Here is a 15,148-nt window from a genome sequence, read left to right as displayed (position 1 = left end):
GCATCGCCTTGCCCGTCTGGAATCACTTTTACAACTGGCACCGTCCGCACCATGGCATCGGCTGCCTGCCGCCTATGTCCCGGATCAAAAAATCACGAAAGAACCTCTTGACTCTTCACACCTAGGGTCGGCCTGCGCCCGTCCCCTCAGAACTCGAACAGCGTCAGGCCGATGCCCAGGCTGGACTGCTGGTAGTTGTAGTCCAGCAGCGTTTCGCCATAGCCCGTGAAGGCCTGCACATACCAGCGCAGGCCGTCGGGCTTGTCGCTGTCGACCGGATAGGTCCAGTCGAGTTGCCACGACCCGCGCCTGAAATCGCGCAGATTGGTCCGCCAGCGCAGGGACGCGGTGGCGCGCCCCGGCAACCACGCGAGCGCGATGTCGCCACGGCCGACATAGCTCGTCAGGTCGGGGTTGTCGTTGTCGTCGGCGTCTTCGCGCAGGCGCTTGTGCACGCGCGCATACAGGCTCACGTCGCCTTTCTCCAGGCCGGCGGCAAGGTAGACGCGGTTCCAGCTGCGCGACAGCGGCTCGGTCTGCCCGTTCGACTGGTGGGCGATGCCGAGCTGCACCATGCGGAAGTCCCACCCGTGCGGCAGCGACCGCAGGCCTTCGGGCACCGGTACGACGTAGATCAGTTCGGGCTCGAAGTCGGTGTTGCGAAATGGCGAGGATTCCTTGCGGTTCCATACCTGCCACAGCGACTGCTGCGTATAGCCGAACCACACGTCGGCATCCGGCAGCAGCACGCTTTGCGCGATCTTGGTGCGCAGCGAGATCTGCAGCTTCGCCTCGATCGGCTTGTAGTCGCTGCGCTCGCCGGTGCTCGGACGCGTGGGACTTTCGGGCAGGCGGTTGATGCTGCTGGTGTAGTGCACCGGCAGCAGGAAGTTCGGGCGGTAGGTCTTGAAGTTGAAGGTGCCGCGCTTGTCTTCGCGGTCCAGCTCCCAGAACGACGACCACAGACTCTGCCCGCGGCGCGGCTGCAGCCCGGGCCCCGATGGCGTCGCGACCGCCGCGGCCTCGGGCTCTTTCGGCGAAGCAGCGGGCAGCGGCGCCGGCATCCACTCCTGCGTCTGGCGGGCCGGTGGGGCCGCCTGCGGGGGCGCGGCGCGCCCGGCAAACCGGTCGTAGCAGGCCAGACGCTCGCTGTCGGACTCGATGGGGGCGCAACTGGCCAGCCCGATCGGGACCACCGGCGTATCGGCCCGGACCGGCAGCGCCGCCACTGCCAGAGCCCACGCCCCCAACCATGCCCCGTCCGGCCGCAGCAGGTACTTCACATCATCCTCTTGGCGTTCTTCGACCCGCCGCAGTGTGCCGCAAGCCGGAGCGCGGGATTGTTTCAAAGAAGCGCTGCAAGGCGCCGGGAGGCTGCGTCCGGGGCGGTCGATCCGCCCCTCGCACATTCACACAACTTTACCCCGCGCCCATCGCCTCTTCATCGACCGTTCCGGCCATATCCGCATCGGCTCGCCGCACCGGGCAGCCCGAGGAACAAACCGTGACAGACACGACGGGCCATCCCCGATGCCCGGCAACGACCCTCGCCGCCGGCCGACGCGCCTCAAGCTGCCGTTTCAAAGCGTTCGAACGGTTCCGTGAAGCAGCGTGAACTTATTGGCCCGTGCAGGCTCCTATGCTCCGTCCGGCGCCGCGGCGTTGCCCGCGGCGAACTGTTTCGGCGTCACGGCAAGCCCACCCTTCAAGCCATTTCAACAATGAAGCAACCCGTCCAAGCTGCCCGTTACTCCGGCCTCGCCATGGCCTTCCACTGGCTGCTCGCGGTCGCGATCGTCGGCGCGTTCGGAGTCGGCCTGTACATGACCGGGCTGTCGATGTCACCGACCCGATTGAAGCTCTACAACTGGCACAAGTGGGCCGGCATGAGCATCCTCGCGCTGTCGGCCGGGCGGCTGCTGTGGCGCTTGTGGCGTCGCCCGCCGCCGCTGCCCGACGCGGTGCTGGCCGGCATGCCGGCCTGGCAGCGCACGGCCCACCACGGCACCCACGTGGCGCTGTACCTGCTGTTCTTCGCGGTGCCGCTGGCCGGCTGGGCCTACAGCTCCGCGGCGGGCTTTCCCATCGTCTGGTTCGGCGTGCTCCCGCTGCCCGACTTCGTGCCGGCCGACAAAGCGCTGGCCGAGGCGATCAAGCCGTGGCACGGCTGGCTGGCCTATGCGCTGGCCACGCTGGTCGTGCTGCACGTCGCCGCCGCGCTGAAACACCAGCTCGTCGACCGCGACGGGCTGCTGGCGCGCATGGTGCCGGGCCGCTGAGATCCTCTTCCGCCTACTTCTTCCTTCCGGGAACACGACATGAAACGACTCCTGCCCACCTTCGCCCTCGCAGCCGTCGCAGGCTGGGCCGCGGCCCCCGCGCTCGCGCAGCAGAAGCTGCTGCCGGCGCAGAGCGAGATCGCCTTCGTCAGCAAGCAGATGGGCGTGCCGGTCGAAGGCAAGTTCAAGAAGTTCGATGCGCAGGTCGCGTTCGACCCCAAGCAACCCGAAGCCGCCAAGATCGCTTTCACCGTCGACCTGGGCAGCGCCGCGCTCGGCGTCCCGGAAACCGAGGCCGAACTGGTCAAGCCGGTCTGGTTCAACGTGCCGAAATTTCCCCAGGCCACCTTCCGCTCGAGCAGCGTCAAGGCGCTCGGCGGCGGCAAGTTCGAGGTCGCCGGCCAGCTGGGCATCAAGGGCAACGCCCGGCCCGTCGTCGTGCCCGTCACGCTGACGCAGGCCGGCGGCAACACCACCGCCAGCGGCGCCTTCACGCTCAAGCGCCTCGATTTCAAGATCGGCGAAGGCGAGTGGGCCGACACCTCGATGGTCGCCGACGACGTGCAGGTGAAGTTCAAGCTTGCGCTGACAGGCGTCGCGCCGCTGTGACCGGTTCCCGCCTCCCGTCCCCTTTCCTTCCCCCCAACCCTCCTCCACAGGACGACCGACCCATGAAGAAGACCCTGCTTGCCGCCTCGCTGCTCGTTGCCGCTGTCGGCGCCCACGCCGAGCCGGCCACCTACAACGTCGATCCGACCCACACGTTCGTGACGTTCGAGGCGGACCACTTCGGCACCTCGACCAACCGCGGCCGCTTCGACAAGAAGGAAGGATCGGTGCAGTTCGACCGCACCGCCAAGACCGGCAAGGTCGAGCTGACGATCGACATGAGCTCGATCAACACCGGCGTCGCGCCCTTCAACAAGCACCTGCAAGGCCCCGACTTCTTCAACGCCGCGCAGCACCCGACCGCGAAGTTCGTGGCCGACAAGTTCACCTTCGACGGCGACAAGGTCACGCAGGTGGCCGGCACGCTGACGATGCTGGGCAAGACGAACCCGGTCACGCTGAAGGCCAACCGCTTCAACTGCTACATGAACCCGATGCTCAAGCGCGAAGTGTGCGGCGGCGACTTCGAGACCACCATCCAGCGCAGCCAGTGGGGCGTCGACTACGGCCTGAAGATGGGCATGCAGGACAACGTGCGACTGCTGGTGCAGGTCGAGGCGATCAAGCAGTAAGCATCCAGCGCTTGCGATGGACCGGCCCTCGCTCGCGAGGGCTTTTTCTTTTCTGCACGGCCCAGACCCCCGACCGCACAATCCGGGCATGAAACCGATCGCCCTGCTCGCCTCGCTGCTCGCGCTGTGCGGCCCCGCCGCCCGCGCCGAGCCCGTCACCTACCTGATCGAGCCCACCCACACCAGCATCACCTGGGAGGTGCTGCATTTCGGCACCTCGACCTCGCGCGGGCGCTTCGCGCGGGTGCAAGGCCAGGTGGTGCTCGACCGCGCGGCCCGCACCGGCGAGGTCTCGGTCGAGATCGACGCGACCGCGATGGACACCGGCATCGGCCCGTTCAACGCGCGGCTGAAAGCGGCCGACCTGCTGGCGACCACCGAGCACCCGAAGGCCTGGTTCGTCGCCGGCCGCCTGCGCTTCGACGGCGAACGCGTGTCGGAGGTGCCGGGCGAGTTGACGCTGCGCGGCACCAGTGCGCCGGTCTCGCTGAAGGCGGTGCGCTTCAACTGCTACCGCAACCCGCTGTTCGGGCGTGAAGTGTGCGGCGGCGACTTCGAGGCCACCGTAAAGCGCAGCGATTTCGGCATGAGTTTCGGGCTGCCGTTCGTGGCCGACGAGGTGCTGCTGCGGGTGCAGGTGGAGGCCGTACGGCAAGCCCCCTGAATGCGACATCCCGGACCAGCGCGCCGGGCGGCCAGATCACCGGTTGTTACTGGCGCCTTCGGCCGGGGTATCCTGCGCAGGCTGCCCCCATGCGGCCATCGAGAAGAGGGACCGGAATTCCACGGCCATGTCCGCACGCGAAGATCTGTTCACCGAATTGAGACATGCCGGCCGCATCCTGCGCGACGCCGACCAGATGCGCGAGCCTGGCGACGACGCACCGGACGAGAAGTGGCTCGCGCTGTACCGCCAGCAGGTGGCGGCCGCCTTGCACAAACGCTTCAATTGCTCGATGTCCAGCCTGTGGCGGCTGGTCGGCAGCGAAGGCTCGCGCCGCCTGGTGTGCGTGGCGGCCTTCAGCAGCGAGCCCGGCCAGCTGCCGCAAGGCGCCGAACTCCACGAGCACGAGTACCACGACTATCTCGCGGCGCTGGCCTGCAACGGCATCTACAAATGCCCCGACACCCTGGCCGACCCCCACCTCGCCGGCATGCGCGACGCCTACCTCGTGCCGCAGCAGGTGCGTGCACTGCTGGACGCGGCCTATCGGGTCAACGGCCGCACCTACGGCGTGCTGTGCATCGAGCAACGCCACACGCCGCGGGCCTGGACGGTCTTCGACGAGGTCGACCTGCGCAAGGCAGCGTCCATCATCAGCCTGCAGCTGGCGTCCAGCCCCTTTCGCCCGGTGGAGCTGACGGGCGAATAGCGTGCTCCAGGCCGGCCCCGGCCCTCCTCTTCGCCGGCGGCACCGCCGGCCCCGAACTTGCACCCTTCGGCAGGCAATCCGTCAAACCGTAACGCCGGCCTCCGCGGTCAGCGATTGAAGAAACGCGTGGTTGCGCAACTGACTGCCACCGTCAGCCCCGCCTGACGTTTTTCGGCAGATCAGGGCGCCATTGCGCTGGAGGGTGCTTCTTGAAACGCGTAAATACCCCAAGCGATGCCGCATGGCATCGCTACCCACGCCCGCTGACCGCGCTGTGCTTCGCGCTGCTGCTCGCCGCTTGCGGCGGCGGGGGCGGGGGCAGCAACAACGGCGGCTCCTCGCCGCCTCCGGCCAGCGGGGGCGGCGACATCGGCGGGGGCACCGGCGGCCCCGCTTCCGAGGTGCCGCAAGCCCAGCCCACCACCGCACGCGATGCCGTGCGCCTGGCCGACCAGGCCAGCTTCGGCCCGACCGAAGCCCTGATCGCCGACATCCGCGCCAAGGGCGCCGCCCGATGGGTGGCCCTGCAGATGTCGGCGCCGAAGTCGCGCTACACCAGCGGGGGGGGCGGCGAGGTGCACCAGTACACCGGCTCGGGCAATTTCTGCGACGGCCGCGGCGACACCTGCTGGCGCGACTGGTCGTCGAGCATTCCGCTGGTGTGGGACTTCTACCGCAACGCGGTCGGCAAACCGGATCAACTGCGCCAGCGCGTCGCGTTCGCGCTGCAGCAGATCGTCGTCGTGTCCAACCTCGAAGTCGAAGCCACCTACGGCCTGCGCAACTACCACAACGCCCTGCTCGACGAGGCCTTCGGCAACTACCGCAACGTGTTGAAGAAGGTCGCGCTGTCGCCGGTGATGGGCGACTACCTGAATAACGCGAACAACGACAAGGCCGCTCCGAACGAGAACTTCGCGCGCGAACTGCTGCAGCTGTTCTCGATCGGCACCTGCGAGCTCAACACCGACGGCACGTTGAAGGGCGGGGCCTGCGCGCCCACCTATGACAACGAGCGCGTGCGCGCCTATGCGTATGCGCTGACCGGCTGGACCTACCCTGCGGGCGGCGCCACGCGGTGGGGCTGCTGGCCACAGGGCACGAACTGCCGCTACTACGGCGGCGACATGGTACCGGTGGCGCAATACCACGACACGCAGGCGCGCCAGCTGCTGTCCGGCGTGTCGCTGCCTGCGGGTCACGCGGCGCCGCAGGCGCTGGAAGCCGTGCTCGACAGCCTGATGCAGCACCCGAACATGGCGCCCTTCATCGGCCGGCAACTCATCCAGCACCTCGTGACCAGCAACCCGTCGCCGGCCTATGTGCAGCGCGTCGCGTCGGCATTCACCAGCGGGCGCCACCAGGGGTTCGGCACCGGCCAACGGGGCGACCTGAAGGCCACCGTCGCCGCCGTGCTGCTCGACGCCGAGGCCCGCACCGAAACGCCGGGCAACAACGCCGGTCGGCTGCGCGAGCCGGCCCAGGTGATGGCGGGCGTGTTGCGCGCCTTGAGCGGCCGCACCGACGGCGACGCGTTCAGCTGGTGGTGGGGTGACACGTTGCGCCAGCACGTGTTCCGCCCGCCGTCGGTGTTCAACTTCTACCCGCCCGACTATCCCGTGCCGGGCACCGGGCTGGTCGGGCCGGCCTTCGGTATCCACAACGCCAACGGCGCGCTGCAGCGCATCAACTACGTCAACTACCTCGTCAACTGGGGCGGTTCCGCGCCGAGCGCCTCGGTGCCGAATGCCGTCGGCACACGTGTCGACCTGGCCGGCTTCGACGCCGACGCCACCGACCCGGCCAAGTTGGTCGACCGGCTCTCGCTGCTCGCGTTCGGGCAGCCGCTGCCGGCGAATGCGCGCACGCAGGTGATCGCCGCGGTGACCGCCTTCGCGCCCAACAGCGACAACAGCTACCTGCGCAACCGGGTCAAGACCGCCGTCTACCTGGTGTTCAGTGCCCCGCAGTACCACGTGATCCGGTGACCGCCATGAGCAAATCCCTCCCCCCTCACGCCGAAGCGCAGCTGACCATGAAGCGCCGGCAGTGGCTCAAGTTCAGCGGCAGCACGCTGGCCTCGGCGCTCGGCGCCACCAGCCTGTCGAGCCTGATGCTGACGCCGAGCGCCGCGCAGACCGCCGACTACCGCGCGCTGGTGTGCGTGTTCCTCTACGGCGGCAACGACGGCCTGAACACCGTCACGCCGACCGACAACACGCGCTACAACGAATATGCCGCCGTGCGGGCGCACCTGGCACTGCCGCAGTCCAGCCTGGTGCGGCTGACCGGCACCGACTACGGATTGCACCCGTCGTTGTCGGCGCTCGGCACCGCCTGGGCCGACGGCGCGCTGGCACCGGTGTTCAACGTCGGGCCGTTGTACCAGCCGCTGACCAAGGCCGAATACCGCGCCGCGTCCAACGCCTCGCAGCTGATTCCCGACAGCCTGTTCTCGCATTCCGACCAGCAGGTGCTGTGGGAGACGGCCAGCACCGATGCCCACACCCGGACCGGCTGGGGCGGCCGCGCCGCCGCGGTGCTCGGCACGGCGAACCCGGTGATCTCGGTCGGCGGCAACGGGCGCTTCGGCCTGTCCGAGCTGCAGGGGCCGCTGGTGCTGCCGGCGCCGGGCGCAACCTTCGGCATCGAAGGGCACCAGAACCTGAGCTGGGCTCCGATCGCGGCACGCAAGGCCGCGCTCGACGCGCTGTATGCCGACTCGCACCAGAACAAGCTGCTCGACGCCTACGCGAAACAGCAGCGCGATGCGTTCGCCACCTCCGACCGGCTGGGGGCCCTGGTCAAGACGCAGCCCGGCGACGCCAACGCCGTGTCCGCGATCACCCAGGCCTTCGCGCCGCTGATCGTCGACGGCAAGGTCACCACCGGCATCGGCCAGCAGCTCTACCAGGTCGCCAAGCTGATTCACGGCAATGCCACCGTGCAGGGCAACCGGCAGATCTTCTTCTCGCAGCTCGGCGGCTTCGACACCCACGGCAACCAGGTCGCGAGCAACGTGCTGCAAGGGCAGCACGCATCGCTGCTGAAGATGCTGGGCGACGCGATGGCCTGCTTCCACAACGCGATGAAGGCGATCGGCATGGCGCAGCAGGTCACGCTGTTCACGCAGAGCGACTTCGGCCGCACCTTCAAGCCGAACAACAGCAGCGGCACCGACCATGCCTGGGGCAACCACCACCTGGTGCTCGGCGGCGCCGTGAAAGGCCGCACCACCTACGGCAGCTACCCGACACTGGCGCTCGGCGGCCCCGACGACGTCGGCGTGCAGTCTTGGGAGCTGCACGGCCGCTGGATCCCGAAAGTGAGCGTCGACCAGTACGCCGCCACGTTGCTGAAGTGGTTCGGCGCCAGCGATGGGCAACTCGATGCGGTGCTGCCCCATCTGTCGAACTTCGGCAGCCAGCGGGTGCTGGGCTTCTTGTAACGCAAACCTCTCCCGGCCCCCAGCGGCGCTCTGACCGGCGCCGCCGGCCGTCGCCCCTCGGCCCGGCACAAAGAATGCCGGCAGGCACTGTCTGCCCTTGAGCGGCCGGGGTCCGGCGGCATGCGCCGTGCCGGCGAACGCTGCTTGCCCGGCGGGCGACGTGACGCAGCAATGGATGACATGCCCCCCGCCCTATCGAGCGCGCCGGACCCCCTGGAGCGCCGGCAACGCCTGCGCGTCTTCCGCCATTTCATGGCCGCAGCTTCTTCCCTGCTGACCGTCGTTCTTGCGTATGCCTATGCGTGGTTCGGCCATCTGAGCTACGCGGCGGCCCTGCACTTCACCGGCGCAGTGGCTTGCTCGGTGACGGTGTTCACCCTCACCTTCGTGCTCGGCATCAACCGGCGCTTTGCCGACCCCAGCCTGACCGTGGCCCAGTTGCTGACCGCCGGGGCGGCCCTGTCGTGGCTCGCGTTCGAAGGCCCGGACATCCGGAGCCTGCTGATCGGCTTGTATGCCGTCACGCTGATGTTCGGCGCGTTCCGGTTGTCGACCGGCGCGCTGCTGGCCGTCGGGGCGTGCTTCCTCGCCATGTACGCTGCGGGCGTCGGGCTCGATCTGTGGCTCAGGCGACAGCCGTGGTCGGCCACCAACGAAGGCGTGCAACTGGTTCATTTCGCCGCCGTGGTCGTCTGGGTCGCGTGGATCGGCGGCTACATCAACCGCTTGCGCATCCGGCTTCGATCCACCAACGAGGAGTTGAAACAGGCCTTGCAGCGCATCGAGGTCGTCGCGAGCTTCGACGAAGTCACGGGCTTGTACAACCGGCGCACCATCCGGGACATTCTTGCCAAGGAGAAAAGCCGGTGCGAACGCACCCGCGCCTCGTTGTGCATCGCGATGCTCGACATCGACCACTTCAAGCGCATCAACGACCTGTATGGCCACGCCATGGGCGACCGGGTCCTGAAGGCGGTCGCCACCGTGCTGCACGCCGGGTTGAGAGGCAACGACTCCGTCGGCCGCTATGGCGGCGAGGAATTCATCGTGGTCCTGACCGAATGCCAGGCCGGTGCGGCCCTGCTGCCCCTGGAGCGCCTGCGCCTGGAGATCGAAGCAATGACGGTGGAGGGCCTGCCCCGCGAGCACAAGGTGACCGCCTCGATCGGAACGGCGGTCTACCGTTGCGGCGAGGACATCGACCTCGCCATTCAGAGAGCGGATGCCGCCCTCTACGAGGCCAAGCGCTCGGGACGCAACCAGGTGGTGTGCCACGCTTGACGCCGGTTGCCAGCGGGCCGCCGCCCGACGGACCGGCGCCCTCAGGCCTCGGCAACGCGCGCCCGCGTGGCTGGCACACCCGGGCCGGCGCGCAACGACGACGCGATGCACCACTGCGCCGCCCAGTAGGTCGACAGCACCCACAGCGCGGCGCCCGGCAACGGGCCGGCGAACTTGTTTACCGCAAGCAAGCTGTCGGAGACCAGGAACAGCGCCCCGCCAACCGCCGCGACGCCTGCTTCGCGGCGCACTGCCCCCGCCTCGCTGCGGCGCCACCATGCAGCCGCCTGAGCGCCCATGGCCGCCAGGCAGACGACGTAGGCCAGCACCGGCCCGCGCAGACCGGCCGGCACGTCGGGCCACAGTGGCGACAGCACCGCAACGGCCAGCAACGCATAGCCGGCAAACGGGCCCCAGGCGGCAGCCAGCCGCGCGGTCGCCGTGAAGGCCACGATGTAGCACAGGTGGGCCAACAGGAAGGCCGACAGGCCGGTCACGAAACCCGCTTGCGGCCACAGCAGCGCCACATCGCCGACCAGGGAGAGCAGCAACCCGGCCAGCACCCAGCGTCTGCGGCGTGGCACGTCGCCGACGCGCAAGGCGGCAAAAAGGATCACGAGCAGCGTCGTGAGCGGTTTGAATACCCATGCCATCCACGGATAGCCGAACCCGCCCAGGCTGCCGAAGATGGTCAACGCGGCACTGCCGCAGACGGCCCACGGCAGGCAGCGGGACAGGGCGGGGCAAGGCCTCATGCGGCGGCCTCGTTCCGGGCCGCCGCGATCAAGGCCTCCGGTTCCACGCCCATGGCTCGCAGGGAACGCACCGCCACGCCGTGCTCCATCGAGGCCACGACGAGCAGCACGTGGGCACCGCGCAGCGGTGCTGCCGGGTCGGCTTTACGCAGTTCAGCCAGGCGCTGCATGACCGCCTGGCCCGACGCCTGCGCACGGTACAGCGATGGCCGCTGCGGCTCAGGCAACGCATCGTCCCCGGCGGGCCATGCCGCCTGCTCCACACCGGCGCTGCGTAGCGCCTGATCGTATTGGCGCGCCACGGCGGCGCAGAAATCATCGGCATCGGCGTGCACCCGCGCAAAAGCGCGCCGCGCGGAACCGTCCGGCAGATCGAGCGATGCGAGCAGGAAGTGTTCGGCCCCCGGCTGCGGTTCGCCGTTGCCGCGTGCATGCCGTTCTGCGCCCTCGCACAGCAACCTGATCGTTCCCATGTCGCGCAGGCGTTGCCTGAATCGTTGAAACATCCGAACCTCCGTCGATCGAGGGGCGGCCACAAAGGCGCCATTCAGCGCCGTGCCGAGACGACACCCGACAGCCGCTTGTGCGCCGCCTGTTTCGTGACGCCCAGGGCCTCGGCAACCTGCGCCCAGGACCACCCCTGCTGCAGCGCCTTCGCAACCGCCTTGCGCTCGAGCTTGTCGGCCATCAGACGCAAGGCGACGACGGCGGCCAGCGCCTCGGCCGGATCATCGGATGGCGGAAGGGGGGGTGGAAACGTCACGCGTCAACTCTAGTTGACGGATGCGGATTCGTCAACTTTCATTGACGCCCTCGAAGAACACCAACCGATTGCCGAACGGGTCGGTGAGCGCCATTTCGTCCATCCCCCACGGCTGCGTCTCGATGCCGGGCCGGGCGTTGGGGTGGCCGCGGGACTGCAACTCCAGCAGGTAGGCGCGCAAGCCGGCGCAGCCGATGCGGACCGCCGAACCCGGCGTCGCATCGCCATGGTGCCCGCTCAAGTGCAGAACGCACTCGCCGTGGGACACCTGGGCGTACAGCGGCAACCCGTCCTCGAAGCGGTGCTCCCAGTCGACGGCGAAGCCGAGGTAGTCGAGGTAGAACCGCATCGCGATCGGTTCGTCGAAGATGCGAAGAATGGGGATCGGGGCGTGCAAGCTCATGGGTCAGGGCGGTGCGTGAGTGTCGAGACGAGTCCAGCGACTCTACTCGTCTCGTTCGGCCGCGCGCACGGTCGCGCCTCGACGTGACTCGGCGCCCGGGGCGCATTGGCGATGGCAGCCTGAGCCGGTGGTCATCGCCGTAGCGCGAGCAGTCGCCGAGCCATTCGGGTGCCGGCGGTGCGATCAGCACGCGCTCGCCGTTGCGGTACGCGCCGAACTCGCAGCGCGGCCGCTCGCGCAGCGCTGCGTCGGCATCAGCTCAAGCGGGGCACACGCTGGCGCGACCTCGGCGGCCACGGCATTCCCATTCAGGTAGCGGCCTTCAGGGCGCCAGGGTGCCGCCTGCGCTATGCCGCCTTGGCCTGCGCCGCACGCTTCGCGAACTCCGCCCGCAACGCCTTGAGCTTCTCGCGCGGGTCTTCTTTCATCGTCTTCTCGTCGAGCTTCATCTCGCCGATGAAGCGGCTCGGGATGCCCTGCACGAACTCACGGCCCTTCTTGCGGCGCTTCAGCGTGCTGACCGCCAGCGTCGTGCGCGCACGGGTGATGCCCACGTACATCAGCCGGCGCTCTTCCTCGAGCCGCTGCGCGGTCATCTCCTCGTCTTCGCTCTTGAACGGCAGCAGCCCTTCGTTGACACCGGCCAGCACCACGTGCGGCCACTCCAGGCCCTTGGAGGCATGCAGCGTGGACAGTGTCACGACGTTGGGGTCGCCGCCACGCTCGGCCAGGCTGAGGATGACGGAGATCGACTGCGCGACGTCGAGGATGCTCTTGCGCTCGGTCTCTTCCGTGACGCCGCCTTCGGTCTCCAGCTGGCCGCCGCAACGGCGGGCCACCCAGTCGATAAAGTCGAGCACGTTCTGCCAGCGGTTGGCCGCGATCTTCTCGTTGTCTTCGCCGTCGTACAGGTGCTGCTCGTAGCCGATCTCCTTCAGCCATTCCATCAGCACCGGCTTGGCGTCCTCGCTGCCCACCGTGTGGCGGAAGCGGTACTCGAGGTCGTTCACGTAGCGGCCGAACTCGTGCAGCGAACCGATCGCGCGGGCATTGACCGCGGTGCTCAGCGAGTCGGCGAACAGCGCCTCGAACAGGCTCACCTTCCATTTGGCCGAGAACTCGCCCAGGTGCCCGAGTGTCTGGTGGCCGATGCCGCGCTTGGGCGTCGTCACGGCGCGCAGGAAGGCCGGGTCGTCGTCGTTGTTGACCAGCAGGCGCAGCCAGCCGCACAGGTCCTTGATCTCGGCGCGGTCGAAGAAGCTCTGCCCGCCCGACACCTTGTACGGGATCTGCGCCTTGCGCAGCGCCTGCTCCAGCATGCGCGCCTGGTGGTTCGCGCGGTAGAGGATCGCGAAGTCGCTCCACTCGGCCGGTGCCTGCGTGGTGGCGCCGGCGCGGATCGACTGGATGCGCGCCACCGCCCGCTCGGCCTCGTGCTCCTCGTTGTCGCACTCGACCACGCGCACCGGGTCACCGTCGCCGTATTCGCTCCAGAGCTTCTTCTCGAAGATCTTGGGGTTGGCGGCGATCACGTTGTTGGCCGCCCGCAGGATGCTGCCGGTCGAGCGGTAGTTCTGCTCCAGCGGGATCACCTTGAGCTGCGGGTATTCCTGCGGCAGCCGCTTCAGGTTCTCGATCGTCGCGCCGCGCCAGCCGTAGATCGACTGGTCGTCGTCGCCCACCGCGGTGAACATCGCGCGCTCGCCGACCAGGGCTTTCAGCAGCTCGTACTGCACCGCATTGGTGTCCTGGTATTCGTCGACCAGTACGTACCGCAGCGTGTCCTGCCACTTGGCACGAGCCTCGTCGTCGCGCTGCAACAGCTTCAGCGGCAGACCGATCAGGTCGTCGAAGTCGACCGCCTGGTAAGCCAGCAGACGCTCCTCGTACAGCCGCATCACGCGGGCGGCGACGCGTTCGTCGTCGTTCTGTACGGCCGCCTCGGCCTGGTCGCTGCTCAGGCCCTGGTTCTTCCACAGGCTGATGGTCCACTGCCAGCGGCGCGCCAGCGCGGCGTCGGTGGTGCTGCCGGCGTCGCGCAGGATGGACAGCACGTCGTCGCTGTCGAGAATGGAGAACTTCTCCTTCAGGCCCAGGCGCTGCCCGTCGGCGCGCAGCAGCTTCACGCCGAGCGAGTGAAAGGTGCTGATCACGAGGTGCTTCGCAGCGCGTGGGCCTACCAGCGCCTTCGCGCGCTCACGCATCTCCTCGGCGGCCTTGTTCGTGAAGGTGATGGCCGCGATCTGGCCCGGCTGGTAGCCCGCCTGCAGCAAGCGCGCGATCTTGTGCGTGATCACGCGCGTCTTGCCCGAGCCGGCGCCGGCCAGCACGAGGCACGGCCCCTGCAGGTAGTGCACGGCTTCGAGCTGGGCGGGATTGAGGCTGGGGGGAGGCGACGACACGGAGGGAACACGGGACCAGCGACGCGCCGAAACGGCGCACCGGCGAAGCGGCCGATCATACCGAAGCGACCCCCCGGCGCGCGCCGGCACGGCGTCGAGCGTGCAGCACTGCACGAGCTTCGGCCCCTCAAGTTGTCGCGTCGACGGCCGAACACCCCCCGCCCGACCGATCTCCGGCCCCCGCGCCGCTTTTCAGCCGGACGTCAGGCAAGCCCTGGCCGCCCTTGCGATACTGCCGCCCGCATGCAAGCCATCTTCAACGTCACCCTGCCCTTCTTCGCGCTGGTGCTGTGCGGCTACCTCGCCGCCCGCGCGCGGGTGCTGCCGGAAGCGGCCATCCCGGGGCTCAACGCCTACGTGCTGTTCTTCGCGCTGCCTTGCATGCTGTTCCGCTTCGGCTCGACCACACCGATCGCCGAGTTGCTGAATCCGATCTGGCTGGCGCTGTACGTCGGCTGCGCGATGCTCGTCGTGTTCCTCACCGTCAGCCATTCGCTGGCCACCGGCATCGGCTTGAAGGACTCGGCCTTCGGCGCGCTGGTCGCCGCCTTCCCCAACACCGGCTTCATGGGTGTGCCGTTGCTGGTCGCGCTGATGGGCGAGCGCGCCGCCGGCCCGGTCATCATGACGGTGCTGTCGGACCTGTTCTTCACCAGCTCGCTGTGTCTGGCGCTGGCACAAAGCCATGGTGCCGGCGACTTGCGGCAAGGCGTGCAGAAAGCACTGCGCGGTGCGCTCGGCAACCCGTTGCCGTGGTCGATCGCGCTCGGCGCCGTGTTCTCGGTCGCACAACTGTCGCTGCCGGGCCCGGTGGCCCAGATCGTCAAGATGCTGGCCGACTCGGCCACGCCGGTGGCGCTGTTCACGATCGGCGCGGTGTTGTGGCGTGCCAACCAGGCCGTGCACACCCGAACGCCGTTCGCCCACTTTGCGCCGGTGGTGTTCGTCAAGCTGGTCGTGCACCCGGCACTCGTGCTGGCGATCGGGCTGCTGTTCATCCGGCTCGGCGTGCCGCTCGACAGTTTCTCGTTGACGGTGCTGGTACTCGCGGCCGCGTTGCCGTCGGCCAGCAATGTCTCGCTGCTGGCGGAGCGCTACGGCGCCGACAACGGCCGCATCGCGCGCATCATCCTGTGGTCCACGGCCCTCGCCTTCCTGAGCTTCTCGTTCGCGGTGGGCCTGTTCGGCGGCAAGACGGCGTGA

The 15,148-nt window shown here is 68.5% G+C and carries 15 protein-coding genes and 1 pseudogene; 10 read left to right on the top strand and 6 right to left on the bottom strand.

Features of this window, described 5'->3' with window-relative positions; translation table 11 throughout:
- Positions 1-125: pseudogene (locus M8A51_RS19600) on the top strand (IS481 family transposase); the annotation flags it as partial.
- A 21-nt stretch (positions 126-146) separates the two neighbouring features.
- On the opposite strand, the gene M8A51_RS19595 reads toward M8A51_RS19600, so the two are convergent.
- Entirely contained in the window at positions 147-1,283 is a 1,137-nt protein-coding gene (locus tag M8A51_RS19595; protein ID WP_251780217.1) for a phospholipase A, read from the bottom strand.
- Between the two features lie 438 nt (positions 1,284-1,721).
- Here M8A51_RS19595 and M8A51_RS19590 point away from each other — a divergent pair, with 438 nt between their 5' ends.
- The 8 genes from M8A51_RS19590 to M8A51_RS19555 all read left to right on the top strand — a co-directional run bounded on the left by M8A51_RS19590 (position 1,722) and on the right by M8A51_RS19555 (position 9,622).
- The gene (locus M8A51_RS19590) at positions 1,722-2,279 is read left to right on the top strand and encodes a cytochrome b (protein ID WP_251780216.1); all 558 of its coding nucleotides are present in this window, start codon (positions 1,722-1,724) and stop codon (positions 2,277-2,279) included.
- 39 nt (positions 2,280-2,318) lie between these two features.
- A complete protein-coding gene (locus M8A51_RS19585; protein ID WP_251780215.1) occupies positions 2,319-2,888 on the top strand; it encodes a YceI family protein in 570 nt (189 codons plus the stop codon).
- A 62-nt stretch (positions 2,889-2,950) separates the two neighbouring features.
- Positions 2,951-3,520 (top strand): YceI family protein, encoded by a 570-nt coding sequence (locus M8A51_RS19580; RefSeq protein ID WP_251780214.1) that lies wholly within the window; start codon positions 2,951-2,953, stop codon positions 3,518-3,520.
- Between the two features lie 88 nt (positions 3,521-3,608).
- Entirely contained in the window at positions 3,609-4,184 is a 576-nt protein-coding gene (locus M8A51_RS19575; protein WP_251780213.1) for a YceI family protein, read from the top strand.
- A 127-nt stretch (positions 4,185-4,311) separates the two neighbouring features.
- On the top strand, positions 4,312-4,893 hold the full coding sequence (locus tag M8A51_RS19570; RefSeq protein ID WP_251780212.1) for a GAF domain-containing protein: 582 nt from the start codon (positions 4,312-4,314) through the stop codon (positions 4,891-4,893).
- 209 nt (positions 4,894-5,102) lie between these two features.
- Complete coding sequence (locus tag M8A51_RS19565; protein WP_251780211.1) at positions 5,103-6,881, top strand: DUF1800 domain-containing protein; 1,779 nt, start codon at positions 5,103-5,105, stop codon at positions 6,879-6,881.
- Positions 6,882-6,886: 5 nt separating this feature from the next.
- Positions 6,887-8,341, top strand: a complete 1,455-nt coding sequence (locus M8A51_RS19560) for a DUF1501 domain-containing protein (protein WP_251780210.1) — start codon at positions 6,887-6,889, stop codon at positions 8,339-8,341.
- 180 nt (positions 8,342-8,521) lie between these two features.
- Positions 8,522-9,622 carry a GGDEF domain-containing protein gene (locus M8A51_RS19555; RefSeq protein WP_251780209.1) on the top strand — a complete coding sequence of 367 codons (1,101 nt, stop codon included), beginning with the start codon at positions 8,522-8,524 and terminating at the stop codon, positions 9,620-9,622.
- Between the two features lie 41 nt (positions 9,623-9,663).
- Here M8A51_RS19555 and M8A51_RS19550 read toward each other — a convergent pair whose 3' ends face one another.
- The 5 genes from M8A51_RS19550 to M8A51_RS19530 form a co-directional block, all read right to left on the bottom strand.
- Positions 9,664-10,377, bottom strand: coding sequence for a lysoplasmalogenase (locus M8A51_RS19550; RefSeq protein WP_251780208.1), 714 nt, complete (start codon positions 10,375-10,377; stop codon positions 9,664-9,666).
- On the bottom strand, positions 10,374-10,883 hold the full coding sequence (locus M8A51_RS19545) for a Clp protease N-terminal domain-containing protein (protein ID WP_251780207.1): 510 nt from the start codon (positions 10,881-10,883) through the stop codon (positions 10,374-10,376). The genes M8A51_RS19550 and M8A51_RS19545 overlap by 4 nt, the downstream gene beginning before the upstream one ends.
- Positions 10,884-10,924: 41 nt before the next feature.
- Positions 10,925-11,140 carry a helix-turn-helix domain-containing protein gene (locus M8A51_RS19540; protein WP_251780206.1) on the bottom strand — a complete coding sequence of 72 codons (216 nt, stop codon included), beginning with the start codon at positions 11,138-11,140 and terminating at the stop codon, positions 10,925-10,927.
- A 31-nt stretch (positions 11,141-11,171) separates the two neighbouring features.
- Positions 11,172-11,543 carry a glyoxalase superfamily protein gene (locus M8A51_RS19535; protein ID WP_251780205.1) on the bottom strand — a complete coding sequence of 124 codons (372 nt, stop codon included), beginning with the start codon at positions 11,541-11,543 and terminating at the stop codon, positions 11,172-11,174.
- A gap of 347 nt (positions 11,544-11,890) precedes the next feature.
- Positions 11,891-13,945, bottom strand: coding sequence for an ATP-dependent helicase (locus M8A51_RS19530; protein ID WP_251780204.1), 2,055 nt, complete (start codon positions 13,943-13,945; stop codon positions 11,891-11,893).
- A 243-nt stretch (positions 13,946-14,188) separates the two neighbouring features.
- Here M8A51_RS19530 and M8A51_RS19525 point away from each other — a divergent pair, with 243 nt between their 5' ends.
- Positions 14,189-15,148, top strand: coding sequence for an AEC family transporter (locus M8A51_RS19525; protein ID WP_251780203.1), 960 nt, complete (start codon positions 14,189-14,191; stop codon positions 15,146-15,148).

It is taken from the genome of Caldimonas mangrovi (assembly GCF_023721835.1).
GTDB lineage: Bacteria > Pseudomonadota > Gammaproteobacteria > Burkholderiales > Burkholderiaceae_C > Caldimonas > Caldimonas mangrovi.
The sequence above is the reverse complement of the archived record's forward strand: the minus strand, read 5'-3'. Positions and strand labels throughout refer to the sequence as shown.

Bases quoted from the DNA above. Each gene is read 5' to 3' on its own strand.
- M8A51_RS19575 (WP_251780213.1), top strand. From the start codon at position 3,609: ATGAAACCGATCGCCCTGCTCGCCTCGCTGCTCGCGCTGTGCGGCCCC.
- M8A51_RS19525 (WP_251780203.1), top strand. From the start codon at position 14,189: ATGCAAGCCATCTTCAACGTCACCCTGCCCTTCTTCGCGCTGGTGCTG.
- M8A51_RS19570 (WP_251780212.1), top strand. From the start codon at position 4,312: ATGTCCGCACGCGAAGATCTGTTCACCGAATTGAGACATGCCGGCCGC.
- M8A51_RS19590 (WP_251780216.1), top strand. From the start codon at position 1,722: ATGAAGCAACCCGTCCAAGCTGCCCGTTACTCCGGCCTCGCCATGGCC.
- M8A51_RS19560 (WP_251780210.1), top strand. From the start codon at position 6,887: ATGAGCAAATCCCTCCCCCCTCACGCCGAAGCGCAGCTGACCATGAAG.
- M8A51_RS19545 (WP_251780207.1), bottom strand. From the start codon at position 10,883: ATGTTTCAACGATTCAGGCAACGCCTGCGCGACATGGGAACGATCAGG.
- M8A51_RS19580 (WP_251780214.1), top strand. From the start codon at position 2,951: ATGAAGAAGACCCTGCTTGCCGCCTCGCTGCTCGTTGCCGCTGTCGGC.
- M8A51_RS19555 (WP_251780209.1), top strand. From the start codon at position 8,522: ATGCCCCCCGCCCTATCGAGCGCGCCGGACCCCCTGGAGCGCCGGCAA.
- M8A51_RS19550 (WP_251780208.1), bottom strand. From the start codon at position 10,377: ATGAGGCCTTGCCCCGCCCTGTCCCGCTGCCTGCCGTGGGCCGTCTGC.
- M8A51_RS19585 (WP_251780215.1), top strand. From the start codon at position 2,319: ATGAAACGACTCCTGCCCACCTTCGCCCTCGCAGCCGTCGCAGGCTGG.
- M8A51_RS19535 (WP_251780205.1), bottom strand. From the start codon at position 11,543: ATGAGCTTGCACGCCCCGATCCCCATTCTTCGCATCTTCGACGAACCG.